The following is a 14,606-nucleotide window of genomic DNA, read 5'->3' as shown; positions in this document are numbered from 1 at the left end:
ATCTATCAACAACGCCATGTTCAGAATTTAATGCCAATTGTGACTTTCGACGACCTGGACGACAAGCATCCGCATGCTCCTTTCCTTCGACAGGGTCAAGGCGTCGTTCAAACAGGTACGCAAGTTGTCCCAATGCCCGCCACGACCGTCTGTCTGGCCGGGTTTGGACAGCCAATAGGACTTTGTATTACGTCCCCAGTCCGGCACAAAACGATCTATTTCACGCTGCCCCAAAACCGCAAACGCTGCACTCCAATCAGGAGCTCTATCCGCGCCTGGACGCCAGTCTTCCTGAATTTCGCCCCGTCTCACCATGTAGAGCCGCCGACAAACAGCCAGACCTTTATATCCTATTGGCACATGACGTGTCAGCGCATCCATTCCAAACGCTTCTTGATGGCCAAGATTTGAATATCCGCTGGCCTCAACGAAATAATGCGCGTCGAAATTCCGGTCGAACGGATTGGGATTACCTTGCGGGAAATCGTATCTGACGTCGACCTTAACCATATTCGCGCAGCCTTGCGACATAGCGGGCCATGGTGTCGATTTCCAGGTTGATCCTGTCACCCATCGCCACCTTGCCCCAAGTCGTGGCGGATTTGGTGTGCGGGATGAAATTGATGCCGAAATCGCGCCCTTTGACCTCGTTCACCGTCAGCGACGTGCCGTTGAGCGCAACGGACCCTTTGGGCGCGATAAAGCGCGCCAGTTCGTCAGGGGCCCGGAAGGTGACGCGGGTGCTGTCGCCTTCCTCCTGCATCCCCACCACTTCGGCCACGCCGTCCACATGGCCGGAGACGATATGACCCCCAAGCTCATCCCCGACCTTGAGCGCCCGTTCAAGATTGACGATCCGTCCCACCGTCCAACTATCGAGATTGGTCGCGCCAACGGTTTCCGCCGAGATTTCCACATCAAACCAATTGCGCGGCTCTGCCCCCAGCGCGATCACCGTCAGGCAGACACCGTCGCAGGCGATGGACGCCCCGATATCGATTCCTGCGATGTCATAGCGGGTGCCGATCCGCGCCCGCAGGTCGCCGCGCTGTTCCAGCGCAAGCACTTCGCCTTGATCGGTGATGATCCCTGTGAACATGGCCTGATCCCCTGTTGCTTGCCCCAGACCTAGCCCCTTGCCTTGTGGCAGACAAGCCATGCCCACGCCGACAGATCATGTATGTCCTGTATCCGGCCGGAACTTATGGCATAACGGCTTTGTAATCACATCGGGATATGATGCGTCGGTGACCCAGACACCCAGACATTTTCTGTTTCTGCAGGGCCCGCATGGACCCTTCTTTGCGCGCCTTGGCCGCATGTTGCAGGCGACCGGGGCGAAGGTGTGGCGCGTGGGGTTCAATGCGGGGGATCAGGCGTTCTGGCGTGGATCAGGTTACATCCCCTATCTGGGTCGGCCCGAGGATTGGCCCGATACGCTGTCTGCCCTAATTGCCGAACATCAGATTACCAATCTGGTCCTCTATGGCGATATCCGCCCGATCCATGCCGCCGCCGTCAGGATCGCCCGCGCCGCCGGTCTGCGTATCCACGTGTTTGAGGAAGGGTATCTGCGCCCTTATTGGGTGACCTATGAGCGGGGCGGCTCCAACGGCCATTCGCGCCTGATGGACATGTCGGTGCCGGATATGGCCGCCGCCCTTGCGGCCTCTGACCATGACATGCACCCGCCCCCTGCTGTCTGGGGCGATATGCGCCAGCATGTGTTCTATGGCGCACTTTATCACTGGTTTGTCCTGTTCCGGAACCAGCGCTATCGCCATTTCACCCGCCATCGCAGCCTGCCTGTAGGCCGCGAGGCGATGCTTTATACTAAGCGGTTGCTGCTGATGCCCTTTGCCGCCCTGTCTCGCCGGATCGCGCAAATGCGAATCCGGTTTGGCGGATTTCCTTATCATCTGGTGCTGCTGCAACTGGAACATGATGCCAGTTTTCAGGCCCATTCCCCCTTTGCCCGGATGGAGGATTTTCTGCAGCTGGTGATCGACGGCTTTGCCAAGGGCGCGCCGGGCCATCACCATCTGGTGTTCAAGGCCCATCCGCTGGAAATTGGCCGTTTGCCGCTGCGCCGCATCATTGCCCGTATGGCTGCCGAACACGGGATTTCCGCGCGTGTGCATTTCGTGCGCGGTGGCAAGCTGGCCCCGCTTTTGGATCAGGCGCGCAGTGCTGTCACTGTCAATTCCACCGCCGCGCAGCAGGCCCTGTGGCGGGGGATCCCGTTACGGGCGTTCGGCACAGCGGTGTTCGACAAGCCGGAATTTGTGTCGGACCAGCCGCTGCCCGATTTCTTCGCCAATCCGCGCCGCCCCAATGCGGGCGCCTATCGCGACTACCGCCGGTTCCTGCTGGAAACCAGCCAGGTGCCGGGGGGATTTTATTCGTCCCGTGGCCGCAGACAGCTGTTGCGCGAGGTGGTCGATATGATGTTGTCGGATGTTGATCCTTACGATGCATTGCAGATGGATGCCCCGCGCCAGCCCTTGAAGATTGTGAGCTGATTGGTGGCTGATCCCCCCCGGACGCAACTTTATGTCTATAATGGCGGGTTTCTGACTCAGGGCCGGGTGCGCCGCATCATGGATCTGGCAGGCTATGACATTCGCCTTGGTGCGCCGGGTGAGGGCGACAGCGTCGGCGTCTGGGGCCAAAGCCCGACCGCCCCACGGGGCGAGGCGGTGGCGGATCGCCGTGATGTGCCGGTGGTGCGGGTCGAGGATGCGTTCCTGCGCTCGGTCGGGTTGGGCCGCGATGGCGATGTGCCGATTGGCCTGCATATTGACCGGCGCGGCGTGCATTTCGATCCGGCGGTGCCGTCGGATCTGGAGATGCTGCTGACGGAAGAGCCGCTGGATGATACCGCCCTTCTGGACCGTGCCCGCGCCGGGATCGCGGCAATGCAGGCAGGGCATCTGTCGAAATACAATGCCTGTGATCCAGCCCTGCCGGTCCCGGATGCCGGCTATGTGCTGATCATTGATCAGACCCGCAAGGATGCATCTGTCACCGCAAGCGGGGCCGATAGCAACACGTTCAAGGAGATGTTGTTTTACGCCCAGACCGAACATCCGGGTGCGCGGATTGTGATCAAGACCCATCCGGAGACGTTGGGCGGGCATCGCGAGGGGTATTTCAAGGATGATGTAGCCAGTGACCGGATCAGCCTGTGTGACCAACCGGTATCGCCCTGGGCTCTGCTGGAGGGGGCGATTGCGGTCTATACGGTCAGTTCGCAAATGGGGTTCGAGGCGATTTTGGCGGGCCACAAGCCGATCGTGTTTGGCCAGCCATTCTATATGGGCTGGGGGCTGACGGACGACCGCACACCGCTGCAGCGCCGCCAGCGCAATCTGACGCGGGTACAATTGTTTGCGGCGGCCATGATCCTTTACCCGATCTGGTACGACCCCTATCACGACCGGCTTTGCAGTTTCGAAGAGGCGGTGGCGACGATGACGGCCATGGCGCAGGCGGCGCGCGACGATTATCGCGGCTGGGTGGCGGCGGATATGCGGCTGTGGAAACGGGGCGTGTTGCAGAAGGTGTTCGGCAAACCCCGCCGGGTGATTTTTGCGGATGGCGAGGGGGCCTTCGCCAAGGCAAAGGCCACGGAGCGGCGTCTGATGGCTTGGGCCAGCACCGGTCGGACAGATGCGGTGCTGGTCGAGGACGGGTTTTTACGCTCGCGGGGCCTTGGTGCGGACCTGATCCCGCCGCTGAGCCTCGTGCTAGACGATATGGGGATTTATTACGACGCGACCCGCCCCAGCCGGTTGGAGGCGCTAATCAACGCAGCAGGCGATCTGGATGCAGGGTCGCGCGCGCGCGCAGCCGCTCTGATCGACCGGATCACCGATGCGCGGCTTTCCAAGTACAATCTGGCACTTGGATCTGAGCTGGCCGCCCTTCCCAAAGGTCGCCGCATTCTGGTGCCAGGTCAGGTGGAAGACGATGCCTCGATCCGGTTGGGTTGCGCGGAGGTCAAAACCAATCGTGGCCTGCTGGAGGCCGTCCGCGAGGCCAATCCGGCGGCGGTGCTGATCTACAAACCGCACCCGGATGTGGAGGCCGGATTGCGTCCGGGCGCTGTGACCGATGCCGATCAGATCGCCGATGTGGTGTTGACAAAGGCCGGCCCGATTGCCGCCATAGATGCAGTGGATGAGGTCTGGACCATGACCTCGCTTCTGGGCTTTGAGGCATTGTTGCGCCGCAAGCGGGTGACCTGTCTGGGCACGCCGTTCTATGCAGGCTGGGGATTGACCGATGATCGGGCCATGCCCGTTACCCGGCGCACCGCGCGGGTTGATCTGGCCGCACTGGTGCATGCGACGCTGATCGCCTATCCGCGCTATTTCGACCCGGTCACCGGTCTGGCCTGCCCGGTGGAGGTGATCGTGGACCGGCTGGAGAATGATGATGTGCCTGCGCCGGGCCGGTTCAATCGTGGGCTGGCGAAACTGCAGGGGCTGCTGGCGAGTTACGCGCATCTGTGGAGGCGGTAATCTTATGACTGATATCGTTAATGGTATTCTGCTGCGAGAAGGATACGTCTTGATGGCGCGACGCACCGCATCACGTCGGAACTATCCCAATACCTGGAGCTTCCCCGGCGGTCATGTGGAACCAGGAGAGACACTGTTGATGGCACTGCGACGAGAGTTGCTGGAAGAGATCGGCGTCAGCATCGTATCGGCAAACCACCAACATAGCTGCGGCGCTGAGGCCAGTGAACAGCGAAGCACAGTGAAATTCCATTTCTTCGTCATTCGTGAGTGGGACCGTGAGCCACAAAACCTTGGCAACGAGCATAGCGCGTTGCGTTGGGTCAATCTAAAGGATGCTGCGCAGATGCCTGATCTGGCTCTGAACGCGTATTTTGATCTGTTTGCTGCATTGCACCCGGACTAAGGGGCTGTGGCAGATCTTAGGTCTCGGTGGGCTGCCGCACCCATCGGTGCATGATATCGGTGCCGACCGGGCGGACGTGATCAAGGCTGAAACGCGGTGCGGCGGCCAGCCGGTCGATGCCCATGGCCGCGAGTGCCGGCGTGCCTTCAGCCCCGATGGCCATGCCTGCGGTGAAAACGACCAGTTCGTCGACCAGATCAGCCGAGAGCAGCGAGGCGGCGAGCATCCCGCCCCCTTCGCAGAAAACGCGGGTGATGCCCTGTGCGGCCAGCGAGCCCAGTGCGGCCCATGGATCGACCTGACCCGCCTCTATCGGACAGGGCAGGCTGACCGCCCCCTTTTCGGTCCAGTTGGTCACGTCCGCCTCTGCCCCGTGGCACAGCCAGACAGGTATGTCTTGTGCTGTTCGGGCGAGTTGGGTGGTGGCCGGTACTTTCATCGCGCGCGAGATCACAACCCTTACCGGCTGCCGTGTAATCCCCATGCCGCGCACCGTCAGAGACGGGTCATCGGCCCGCACTGTCCCTGCCCCGACCATGACCGCGTCATGGCGGGCCCGCATCATGTGGACGGCGCGCCGTGCTTCGGGCCCTGTGATCCATTGGCTTTCGCCCGATGCTGTGGCGATCCGCCCGTCAAGCGTGCCTGCCAGCTTCAACGTCACGTATGGCCGGTTGGCGGTGACCCGATGCAGGAAACCCGCGTGATCGCGGCGCGCCTGATCTTCCAGCACGCCGGTGGCAACGGTGATCCCCGCCGCACGCAGCATTGCGATGCCCCGCCCCGCCACCCGCGGGTCGGGATCGCCAGTGGCGATGACGACGCGGGCAACCTGCGCATCAATCAGCGCCTGCGCACACGGCGGTGTCTGTCCGTGATGGGCGCAGGGTTCAAGCGTGACATAGGCCGTTGCCCCGGCGGCGGCACCTCCGGCCTGCGCCAGTGCGGCCGTTTCCGCATGGGGTCTGCCGCCATCGGCGGTGTGGCCGCGCCCGATGATGCGCCCATCCCTGACGATGACGCAACCGACCGCCGGATTGGGCCAGACACGCCCCATCCCGCGCCGCCCCAGCGACAGGGCAAGCGCCATATGGCGGGCGTCGCGACTTTGGCTCACTCGCTGTCTTTTGACGCGTCCGGGCGCAACTCGCTGACGAATTTGTCGAAATCGTCTGCCGCCTGGAAGTTCTTGTAAACGCTGGCAAAACGCACATAGGCGACAGTGTCGATCCGGGCCAGGCTTTCCATCACGATCTCACCAATTGTGCCCGATGGAATATCGGTTTCACCCATGCTTTCCAAGCGCCGCACGATGCCGCTGATCATCTGATCCATGCGTTCTGGTTCGACGGGCCGTTTCTGCAAGGCGATCCGGATCGAGCGTTCCAATTTGGGCCGGTCGAAATCCTCGCGCCGGCCATTGGATTTGATCACCACAAGATCGCGCAACTGCACCCGTTCGTAAGTGGTGAACCGGCCACCACAGGCCGGGCAAAAGCGGCGTCTGCGGATCGCAACATGGTCTTCGGCGGGCCGTGAATCTTTGACCTGGGTGTCAACATTTCCGCAAAAAGGGCAACGCATATCCTGTCCTTGTCTCTATTTCTGGGGTCTACGCCCCATTTATCCACAGGCACTATAGGAACATGCGCAGGTTTTGGGTAGTGGGCATTTTGCGCCGCTAGATGAGGGACCATTGGCGTGGCGCGCAGGACTCACTCTTGGAGTTACCAGGGTTGTCAAAGCCCGTCGGGATAGAATCGCAACAAGTGTTTCTTGAGCGGCCCGAGATGCGCATCATATCGCCGCCAGCGCTGCATGGATGTGGTATGAAGCGGCTCGCGGACCTGCCGGGCTGAGAGCGTTCGGCTGTGTTGGCCCCCGGTCTGGAAATCAAGGCAGGCCGGGTCCCAGTCGAGCCCGAGGAAATCAACCATCCGCCGCGCCTGCCCTTCCAGATCCTCCACGACCTGTTCATAGTGCACTGTCAGGATTGGGTTGGGCAGTGCCACTGCCCAGTGATCCATCAATTGCCGGTAGTGGACATAGGCATGGCCCAGCGTATCGAGGCTTTGGGTATATGTGTGCCAGGCCGACAGGTTTTGCATGTAGCAGGACACGCAGGTGTCCATCGGGTCGCGCAGAACATGGATGATCCGCGCCTTGGGCAGCATAGCGGCGAAGAAACCGAGCAGTTCAAAGTTATGCAGGGATTTGTCGATGATGCGGGCGGCACCGGCGTACCCCATTTGGCGGATATAGGTCTGCGCCATGCGCTTGGCCGCATCCGGGGGCATCTGCTTGATCGCTCGCACCATATCGCCACCGTGGCCGCGGCGCACGCCGACTTGTTGGATGATCCGGTGCAGATTGGGGCTTTCGCCGATGCTGGCGACCTGTGGATGGCTGGCAAGGATCTGTTCGACCAGCGTTGACCCGCTGCGCGGCATGCCGACGATCAGCACCGGGCGGTCATCGCCCGCCCCTTTGCCGAAGTAATCCGCGCGCGAGATATCCCGGCGCAGGCCGGTGACAAAACCGGCATAGGCTTTGGCATCGTATTTGAGCGGTGCGGCCGCTTTGGCCCGTGTGAACGCGTCAAAAGCCGCGTCATAGTCGCCGTGGTCGTTATAGACCTTGCCCATAAGTTTGAGCAGATGGGCCAGTGGCGGACCGCCAATCGTGGTGTAGCGCGGCAGCAGTATGTCACGCATATGCGCAAAGATCGGGTCATCGGCGCCCGCCTTAGTCGCGTCGACGTAAAGCCCGAGCAGGTTGATATCATCAGGCGTTTCGGCCCAGAGCGTGCGGCACAGTTCTGCCGCCTGATCCGCATCGCCCTGACCCAGCAGCGCCCAGCCTTTCTGCAATTGCGATGGCCGATGGTCCGGTCGGATCGTCAGGGCGTGGTCGATATGGGTCAGCGCATCGGCGAAGGCGTTGCGTTGCAGGGCGGTGAAGGCGGCGGCGTATCTGATATCAGGGTCGTCCGGCGCGAGTGCGACGGCTTTTGCCGCGTGCTTTTGGGCGGCAGGTAGCTGGCCCGTGTTGGCGAGGGATTCGGCGGCAAGCGCATGGGCGCTGGCCTGTTCGGGCCGTGCCCTGACCAGGGCTGCCACAAGCGGCAGGGCTTTGCGAAATTTCCGGCTGTAGCGCAGATGAAACAGGACCGCAGCTTGCAGAACCTGCGGGCGGGGTTTCTTGGCCGCCAGCAGCTTGGCATAGGCCGCTTCTGCCTCTGCGATGCGGCCTGACCTGGCGAGCGTGAGCGCTTTGTCCAGCATGGTGCCCCCTTTGTGCATGGCCGAAGCTATAGGCTGGGACGGCAGCGGTGAACAGAGGTCAGGCCAGATATCCAATCACCTTGCGCTGATGTGCGCGATCGCGGTGTTCAAAAAGGTAAATGCCCTGCCATGTGCCGAGGGCGAGCGTGCCGTTTATGACGGGGATACTGAGATGGGTTGGAAGTAATGCCGCCTTGATGTGGGCAGGCATGTCATCGGGACCTTCGTACGTGTGCGTCAGATAGGCCATAGACGGATCGGTGGTGGGTGGCACCAGACGGGCAAAGTAGTTTTGCAGGTCTGTCTGCACCTCAGGATCAGCGTTTTCCTGGATGACGAGGCTGGCCGATGTGTGCTGTATAAACAGCGTGAGCAGCCCAGTTCCCTGCACCCAACGGGTCACATCGGCGGTGAATTCATAAAGGCCAGGGCCCGTCGTGGAGATGTCGAAACGCGTTTGCATTTCGTATTTCTGGGCGGTTTCAGCTGTGGCCGCAACCCCGGGCAATAGGTGACAGGATCGGCAAGCCAAGTGCTGCTGCCATGCGCGGAGATAAACGCGGCGTACAGGCATCAGCGACGCGCACATCGCTGGCCTTTTCCTGTTTCGTCACATCTGCTGTCGGCTCAACGCCGTAGGCGCTGGCCGCCTGCGTAAAGGTCAAGGTTGCAAAAACCATGACCGTCAATCGGAACACATTTAACATCACACTACCTTCAACCAAAATCCCGAACGGATGATTCAAAAACCGCGCTTATCTGAACAAAAGAATAGTCGATTTGTCCGAAAGCTGTGCGGAATTATGAACACAAGGTTAATGGAGCATTTACCAGCGGTCCGGTCTGTGCCGGAACGCACAATGTGCACATACCTACTTGGCAGCACATGCCAGTTCTGTCTGATCCGAGTCAGCCACTACCTTAGGCAATCCCAAAGCTGCGACCAATTCCGGCTGCATGGGCTGCTCGCAGATTTCGCCAGCCTCAGGCAATCCTGCCTCAATCATCGCGACCTGCGTGACAGTGTAAGGGGGCTCCGTGCTGTAGGCTTGCGCCGCAGGAGCGAGCGAAATTGTCACCATTGCTGTGGCGAGTGCGAGAGACAGTTTGGACATCAAAGTTTCCTTTTCTGTCCAACTATCTGGGTGCGGATCAGTTCCCGATCAATCTGCTGTCATCGAATATCACGTGTTCGTAAATACATATGATGTCAGCGCGATCCGCCTCGCGCCTTTAGATCCCCGCGGGAACGGCAACGCAGTCGCTTGCGTCAAGGCTCAGCACCGGATCATTGGGGCCGCACTCTTCGCCCGAAACAGGATAACGCCCGGTTTCTGCGCATCCGGCGAGGATAAATGCAATTGCTATGCTGAGGGTCAGGATTAGATGCTTCATCATCGGAACTCTTTCTGTTGCGTCGCTATTGGTTCGCGGAACAGACTATGCGGCACCGTCAGACCCATCTTGATATTGATCAATCCGGTGTTTTTACGTGCCGTTTTGCACTCGCGTCGCGGACCACATCCTCAGGCCGCAGATGAATAGCGGTGATGCATCAATCGAAAAGACGGATGCCTTGTTCGTCGATCATCTGCTTGGCTTTGGCCAGGGATGCGGCCTTGGCGTCTTCAATACTCTGGAATGTATCCGCCCGGATCAGGTGGTGTTCGCGAATTTCGCCATCGATCTCATGGGCGATACGCGCCGCCAGCCGATAGGTACCACCCTCGCGCTGCGGCTCTGCATAAATCTGCATGCCCTTATAGGTTTCGGCCGGTTCAGACCGTTTGGAGCCGTCGTTACCACCAAAGAGTCGGGAAAGAAGTGACATGGCTGTTACCTTTCCAGTTTCAGGTCTTACGGGCGCGATTACAGCGGACAGTCTTTGGCGAGGTCAAATCCAGCTGCATCGTCATTCGGGCAGTAGGGTTCCTGCCGCGGGAAACCGATTGAAAACCGGTCGAAGGTTGCGATGAAGCCACCATTGGCCCGGCCCCATACCCCGGTACCGAAGGTTTCGGGGAATGCATCGCAGGATTTGCCCAGATAAATCGTTTCGATCCCATCTTCGATTGACGAAGATGCACCGTTTTCGATGAAACGAAAGACGGGGTAGAGCGAGGTCAGGACGAAACCGTTTTCATTGCATGTCACATTGTAGGCGTGCCCGTCGCCCGAAACGACCAGCGAAGGTGCTTCCTGTGCCGATCCGAGTGTCGGGACAAGCGCCACAAGTGCGGCGCTGATCATCTGCGTCGGATTGATGATCACTGATCCAAGAACGATCGCAGCTTGCGTGACCGGCTGGGGTGCTTGAGCTTGCGCAGCGCCTTCGCCTCGATCTGGCGGATCCGTTCGCGCGTGACGCTGAACTGCTGCCCCACCTCTTCCAGTGTGTGGTCGGTATTCATCCCGATGCCGAAGCGCATGCGCAGGACTCGTTCCTCACGCGGTGTCAGGGAGGCAAGCACGCGCGTTGTGGTCTCTTTCAGGTTTTCCTGAATGGCTGAGTCGAGCGGCAGGATGGCGTTCTTGTCTTCGATGAAGTCGCCGAGCTGGCTGTCTTCCTCGTCGCCAATCGGCGTTTCGAGCGAAATCGGCTCTTTGGCGATCTTCATCACCTTGCGGACCTTTTCCAGCGGCATTTGCAGTTTTTCTGCCAATTCCTCTGGCGTCGGTTCGCGGCCGATTTCGTGCAGCATCTGGCGGCCGGTGCGGACCAGTTTGTTGATCGTTTCGATCATGTGGACCGGGATACGGATCGTGCGGGCCTGGTCGGCGATGGACCGGGTGATCGCCTGACGGATCCACCATGTCGCATAGGTCGAGAATTTGTAGCCGCGGCGGTATTCGAATTTATCAACCGCCTTCATCAGGCCGATATTGCCTTCCTGAATCAGGTCAAGGAACTGCAGGCCACGGTTGGTGTATTTCTTGGCGATGGAGATCACGAGACGCAAGTTCGCCTCGACCATTTCCTTTTTCGCTTGCCGCGCTTCTTTTTCGCCCTTCTGGACCTGCTGGACAATGCGGCGGAATTCGGTGATGTCGACGCCGACATACTGGCCGACCTGCGCCATGTCGCTGCGCAGTTCTTCGATCTTGCCGGTGGACTTCTCCATCAGCATCTGCCAGCCGCGCCCGGACTTTTCGGACATTTCGTCAAGCCAGTTCGGGTCCAGTTCACGGCCGCGATAGGCATCAATGAATTCGCGGCGGTTGATGCGGGCCTGATCGGCCAGTTTCACCATGGCGCTGTCGATGGACATGATGCGACGGTTGATCCCGTAAAGCTGGTCGATCAGCGCCTCGATCCGGTTGTTATGCAGGTGAAGCGAGTTCACAAGTTCCACAATCTCGGACCGCAGCGCCTGATATTTGTCTTCCTGCTTGGAGGAGAACGACGAATCCTCGTTCAGCGTCGCGGACATCCGCGCGTCTTGCATATCGGACAGGTTGGCAAAATCGCGGGCAATGATTTCGAGCGTGTCCAGCACGCGTGGCTTCAGCGCGGCCTCCATCGCGGCCAATGACATGTTGGCCTGATCGTCGTCATCGTCATCATCATCCTTGGCAATCGGGTTGCCATCGGCGTCGAGCTCTTCTGTTTCTTCCTTTTCGGCAGGTGCTGCGCCAGCAACCGGTGCGGCCACCACATTTTCCTCACCATCTTCGCCAAGCTGGTTACCGAATGTGGTTTCAAGGTCGATCACATCGCGCAGCAGGATGTCCTCGGACAGAAGTTCGTCGCGCCAGATCGTGATCGCCTGGAATGTCAGTGGGCTTTCGCAAAGCCCCAGGATCATGGTGTTGCGGCCAGCCTCGATCCGTTTGGCGATCGCAATCTCGCCTTCACGGGATAGCAGTTCGACCGACCCCATTTCGCGCAGATACATGCGCACCGGATCGTCGGTACGATCCAGCTTTTCAGCCTCTGCACCGCCAAGGGTGACTTCACGCGACCCGGCAACGGTCGCGACTTCTGTGCCACCTTTGGTGTCGTCCTCGGCCTCTTCGCTTTCTTCTTCCTCGGTGACCTGGATGCCCATTTCGGACAGCATCGACATCACGTCTTCGATCTGGTCAGACGAAACCTGTTCCGGCGGCAGAACCGCGTTCAACTGATCGTAGGTGATGTAGCCCCGTTCGCGCGCATCGGCGATCATCTTCTTGACCGCAGTCTGGCTCATATCAAGGCTGATATCGCCGTCCTGGTCCCCGTCCTTGCGATCGTCGTTGTCTTTGGCAGCCATGCAGAGGGCCCTTTCAAAATCGTCGTTTTGACGCCGATATGATTCGGCTGATTCGGTTAATATCGAATCAACCCTGCATCGGGGTGATTCGCAAGCAGTTCGCGCCTTGTTTTTAAAGTCTGTTGCCTGACCTAAGAGTTAGAGCGCTTGTGCCCTTTGGCAAAGTCGATCTGATCAAGAAGGTTATCAAACGCGCTACGCTCGTCCTTTTTGATTCGTGCGCCATTCTCGCCCACTTCGTATTCGGCACGATCCTCGTTGTTGCCGCGCCCTGCCCGGTCCACCGCTGCCGAGGCCTGCGCCAGTCGCCATGTCAGACCCTCGTCAGGCAAGCCGTTCAAGTCTTCCACAGCATCTTCGATTTCCCGTGCCTGTCCCCGGCGCGTGGTCAGTTTGGCGAATTCTTCGGCCAGACAGAAACGCGCTACTTCATCATCCCCCGCGCGGCGAATGGCGGGGCTGATGGCCACATGGTTCTGGTTCATCAGCTTTTCAAGGGGCGCTTCGCCCAGATCAGCAATCACAGCAGTGCGCAGGTCCTCTGCGCCAAGATGCCGCAGCAGGCAGCGTTGGATATCGCGGTGGGTCGGGTCACCGCTGTCCATCTGTTCCAGCGCGGTTTCGAATTCGGTCGCAACATGAGGCGATGTAATCAGCGTGGCAAGGATAACAGCCTCGCGCAGATAATCCTCATGCGCGCCCCCTGCCCCAAGGGCCGAGCTTTTGCTGGTCGCCACCGGGCTGATATCGCGTTTCCAAGGATCCTGCCTGCTGGTCCAGCCCCCTCTTTGGCTCGTCTTTCGTGCTGTCGGTTTGCGATTGCTGAACAGCGCCCAGCGCATGTCCTTGATCGCCTGTCCATAATGGCTGCGGATTGACGGATCGGCGATAAGCTTGATCTTGTCGCGCAGGGTCTTGTCGAGCGCGGCCTTACGTTCGGGGCTGTCGAATGCCTTGCCTTCCGTCTCGCGCTGCCAAAGCAACTGCACCATGGGCATCGCCGCATCGAGCAGTTTTTGCATGGCGCTGGCCCCTTGGGCCTTGAGCACATCATCGGGGTCCAGACCTTCTGGCATCAGTGCAAAACGCAGGGATTTGCCCGCCTCCAGCAGCGGCAGGGCAATGTCGATCACCCGCATGGCCGCCCGCAGACCCGCCGTATCGCCATCAAGCGCGATGATCGGTTCATCCGCCATCCGCCAGAGCAGGCGCAACTGGTCCTCGGTAATGGCTGTCCCCAGCGGGGCCACCGTGGCGGTGAACCCGGCCTCTGACAGGGCGATGACGTCCATGTAGCCTTCGGCGACAATCAGGGGCTTGCCTTTGCCCGCCGCCTCGCGCGCCGGTCCGTGGTTGTAAAGACTGCGCCCCTTGTCGAAAAGCGGTGTTTCGGGGGAGTTGTAATACTTGGCCGGATGGTTCGGGTCCATCGCCCGCCCGCCAAAGCCGATGGCCCGCCCCCGCGCATCGCGGATGGGGAACATGATCCGGCCACGGAACCTGTCGTAAGGTTCACCGCCTCGGTCGCTTTCGGCGGCGAGCCCTGCTTCGATGACGTGTTTCTGTTCGACGCCCTTGCCGGTGAGCGCCGCCAGCACGCCTCCACCCGCAGGCGCAAATCCGATTTCCCAGCGCGCTTGCGTGTCAGTGCTGAGGCCGCGCCGTTCAAGATAGTCGCGCGCCTCTGCCGCGGCACCGGTCTGCAACTGGAGCCGATGCCATTTGACCGCCTGCTCCATCACGTCTGTCAGTTGGGTGCGCCTATCGGCCTTCTGCTGTGCCTGCGGATCACGTTCCGGCACCGGCATCCCGGCCTCTGCCGCAAGGATTTTGACGGCCTCCATGAAATCCACATTTTCGGTTTCACGGACAAAGGAAATGGCATCGCCTTTGGCGTGACAGCCGAAGCAATAGTAAAAGCCTTTTCGGTCATCGACATGGAAGCTGGCGGTCTTTTCCTGATGGAACGGGCATGGCGCCCAGAGATCCCCCTTGCCCTGATTGGACCTGCGGGTGTCCCACATGACCTTGCGCCCGACGACCTGCCCAAGGGACAGACGGTTGCGCAATTCATCTAGGAAACCGGGGGGCAGACTCATGCGGGCATTATCGCGGAAGCGGCGGGTAAGCTCCACCA

The 14,606-nt window shown here is 60.1% G+C and carries 16 protein-coding genes; 3 read left to right on the top strand and 13 right to left on the bottom strand.

Annotated elements, in window-relative coordinates; all coding sequences use genetic code 11:
- Positions 1-27: 27 nt before the first annotated feature.
- Both ACFWW2_RS19375 and ACFWW2_RS19370 read right to left on the bottom strand, forming a co-directional pair.
- On the bottom strand, positions 28-510 hold the full coding sequence (locus ACFWW2_RS19375; RefSeq protein ID WP_393930823.1) for a hypothetical protein: 483 nt from the start codon (positions 508-510) through the stop codon (positions 28-30).
- The gene (locus ACFWW2_RS19370; protein ID WP_393931459.1) at positions 503-1,099 is read right to left on the bottom strand and encodes a riboflavin synthase; all 597 of its coding nucleotides are present in this window, start codon (positions 1,097-1,099) and stop codon (positions 503-505) included. The genes ACFWW2_RS19375 and ACFWW2_RS19370 overlap by 8 nt, the downstream gene beginning before the upstream one ends.
- Before the next feature lie 148 nt (positions 1,100-1,247).
- Here ACFWW2_RS19370 and ACFWW2_RS19365 point away from each other — a divergent pair, with 148 nt between their 5' ends.
- Genes ACFWW2_RS19365 through ACFWW2_RS19355 form a run of 3 tightly spaced genes read left to right on the top strand, consistent with a single transcriptional unit; the run spans position 1,248 to position 4,932 of the window.
- Complete coding sequence (locus tag ACFWW2_RS19365) at positions 1,248-2,522, top strand: capsule biosynthesis protein (RefSeq protein ID WP_393930821.1); 1,275 nt, start codon at positions 1,248-1,250, stop codon at positions 2,520-2,522.
- A gap of 3 nt (positions 2,523-2,525) precedes the next feature.
- Positions 2,526-4,526: a capsular polysaccharide biosynthesis protein gene (locus ACFWW2_RS19360; protein WP_393930819.1), complete on the top strand. Its 2,001-nt coding sequence runs from the start codon at positions 2,526-2,528 to the stop codon at positions 4,524-4,526.
- A 4-nt stretch (positions 4,527-4,530) separates the two neighbouring features.
- Complete coding sequence (locus ACFWW2_RS19355) at positions 4,531-4,932, top strand: NUDIX domain-containing protein (RefSeq protein WP_393930817.1); 402 nt, start codon at positions 4,531-4,533, stop codon at positions 4,930-4,932.
- Positions 4,933-4,948: 16 nt separating this feature from the next.
- Here the strand turns inward: ACFWW2_RS19355 and ribD are convergent, their stop codons facing one another.
- The 11 genes from ribD to dnaG form a co-directional block, all read right to left on the bottom strand.
- Positions 4,949-6,049, bottom strand: a complete 1,101-nt coding sequence (gene ribD / locus ACFWW2_RS19350; protein WP_393930815.1) for a bifunctional diaminohydroxyphosphoribosylaminopyrimidine deaminase/5-amino-6-(5-phosphoribosylamino)uracil reductase RibD — start codon at positions 6,047-6,049, stop codon at positions 4,949-4,951.
- Entirely contained in the window at positions 6,046-6,516 is a 471-nt protein-coding gene (gene nrdR / locus ACFWW2_RS19345; RefSeq protein ID WP_393930813.1) for a transcriptional regulator NrdR, read from the bottom strand. Before nrdR ends, ribD begins: the two co-directional genes overlap by 4 nt.
- 155 nt (positions 6,517-6,671) lie before the next feature.
- Complete coding sequence (locus ACFWW2_RS19340; protein WP_393930811.1) at positions 6,672-8,216, bottom strand: tetratricopeptide repeat-containing sulfotransferase family protein; 1,545 nt, start codon at positions 8,214-8,216, stop codon at positions 6,672-6,674.
- 58 nt (positions 8,217-8,274) lie between these two features.
- Positions 8,275-8,679, bottom strand: coding sequence for a secondary thiamine-phosphate synthase enzyme YjbQ (locus ACFWW2_RS19335; protein WP_393930809.1), 405 nt, complete (start codon positions 8,677-8,679; stop codon positions 8,275-8,277).
- Between the two features lie 19 nt (positions 8,680-8,698).
- Positions 8,699-8,923: a hypothetical protein gene (locus ACFWW2_RS19330; RefSeq protein ID WP_393930807.1), complete on the bottom strand. Its 225-nt coding sequence runs from the start codon at positions 8,921-8,923 to the stop codon at positions 8,699-8,701.
- Positions 8,924-9,088: 165 nt separating this feature from the next.
- Complete coding sequence (locus ACFWW2_RS19325; RefSeq protein ID WP_393930805.1) at positions 9,089-9,331, bottom strand: hypothetical protein; 243 nt, start codon at positions 9,329-9,331, stop codon at positions 9,089-9,091.
- A 118-nt stretch (positions 9,332-9,449) separates the two neighbouring features.
- Positions 9,450-9,611, bottom strand: coding sequence for a hypothetical protein (locus ACFWW2_RS19320; protein WP_393930803.1), 162 nt, complete (start codon positions 9,609-9,611; stop codon positions 9,450-9,452).
- A gap of 160 nt (positions 9,612-9,771) precedes the next feature.
- Positions 9,772-10,047, bottom strand: coding sequence for an HlyU family transcriptional regulator (locus tag ACFWW2_RS19315; RefSeq protein ID WP_393930801.1), 276 nt, complete (start codon positions 10,045-10,047; stop codon positions 9,772-9,774).
- Positions 10,048-10,085: 38 nt separating this feature from the next.
- Positions 10,086-10,466, bottom strand: coding sequence for a hypothetical protein (locus ACFWW2_RS19310; protein WP_393930799.1), 381 nt, complete (start codon positions 10,464-10,466; stop codon positions 10,086-10,088).
- A 17-nt stretch (positions 10,467-10,483) separates the two neighbouring features.
- Positions 10,484-12,469 carry an RNA polymerase sigma factor RpoD gene (rpoD, locus tag ACFWW2_RS19305; RefSeq protein ID WP_393930796.1) on the bottom strand — a complete coding sequence of 662 codons (1,986 nt, stop codon included), beginning with the start codon at positions 12,467-12,469 and terminating at the stop codon, positions 10,484-10,486.
- A 131-nt stretch (positions 12,470-12,600) separates the two neighbouring features.
- The gene (gene dnaG / locus ACFWW2_RS19300) at positions 12,601-14,568 is read right to left on the bottom strand and encodes a DNA primase (protein WP_393931457.1); all 1,968 of its coding nucleotides are present in this window, start codon (positions 14,566-14,568) and stop codon (positions 12,601-12,603) included.
- Between the last annotated feature and the right edge of the window lie 38 nt (positions 14,569-14,606).

It is taken from the genome of Yoonia sp. R2-816, assembly GCF_046762905.1.
GTDB lineage: Bacteria > Pseudomonadota > Alphaproteobacteria > Rhodobacterales > Rhodobacteraceae > Yoonia.
Note: the sequence above shows the minus strand (reverse complement) of the source record. Positions and strands in the feature narration are given on the sequence as shown.

Bases quoted from the DNA above. Each gene is read 5' to 3' on its own strand.
- ACFWW2_RS19375 (WP_393930823.1), bottom strand. From the start codon at position 510: ATGGTTAAGGTCGACGTCAGATACGATTTCCCGCAAGGTAATCCCAAT.
- ACFWW2_RS19370 (WP_393931459.1), bottom strand. From the start codon at position 1,099: ATGTTCACAGGGATCATCACCGATCAAGGCGAAGTGCTTGCGCTGGAA.
- ACFWW2_RS19355 (WP_393930817.1), top strand. From the start codon at position 4,531: ATGACTGATATCGTTAATGGTATTCTGCTGCGAGAAGGATACGTCTTG.
- nrdR (WP_393930813.1), bottom strand. From the start codon at position 6,516: ATGCGTTGCCCTTTTTGCGGAAATGTTGACACCCAGGTCAAAGATTCA.
- ACFWW2_RS19340 (WP_393930811.1), bottom strand. From the start codon at position 8,216: ATGCTGGACAAAGCGCTCACGCTCGCCAGGTCAGGCCGCATCGCAGAG.
- ACFWW2_RS19335 (WP_393930809.1), bottom strand. From the start codon at position 8,679: ATGCAAACGCGTTTCGACATCTCCACGACGGGCCCTGGCCTTTATGAA.
- ACFWW2_RS19330 (WP_393930807.1), bottom strand. From the start codon at position 8,923: ATGTTAAATGTGTTCCGATTGACGGTCATGGTTTTTGCAACCTTGACC.
- ACFWW2_RS19325 (WP_393930805.1), bottom strand. From the start codon at position 9,331: ATGTCCAAACTGTCTCTCGCACTCGCCACAGCAATGGTGACAATTTCG.
- ACFWW2_RS19320 (WP_393930803.1), bottom strand. From the start codon at position 9,611: ATGAAGCATCTAATCCTGACCCTCAGCATAGCAATTGCATTTATCCTC.
- ACFWW2_RS19315 (WP_393930801.1), bottom strand. From the start codon at position 10,047: ATGTCACTTCTTTCCCGACTCTTTGGTGGTAACGACGGCTCCAAACGG.
- ACFWW2_RS19310 (WP_393930799.1), bottom strand. From the start codon at position 10,466: ATGATCAGCGCCGCACTTGTGGCGCTTGTCCCGACACTCGGATCGGCA.
- rpoD (WP_393930796.1), bottom strand. From the start codon at position 12,469: ATGGCTGCCAAAGACAACGACGATCGCAAGGACGGGGACCAGGACGGC.
- dnaG (WP_393931457.1), bottom strand. From the start codon at position 14,568: ATGAGTCTGCCCCCCGGTTTCCTAGATGAATTGCGCAACCGTCTGTCC.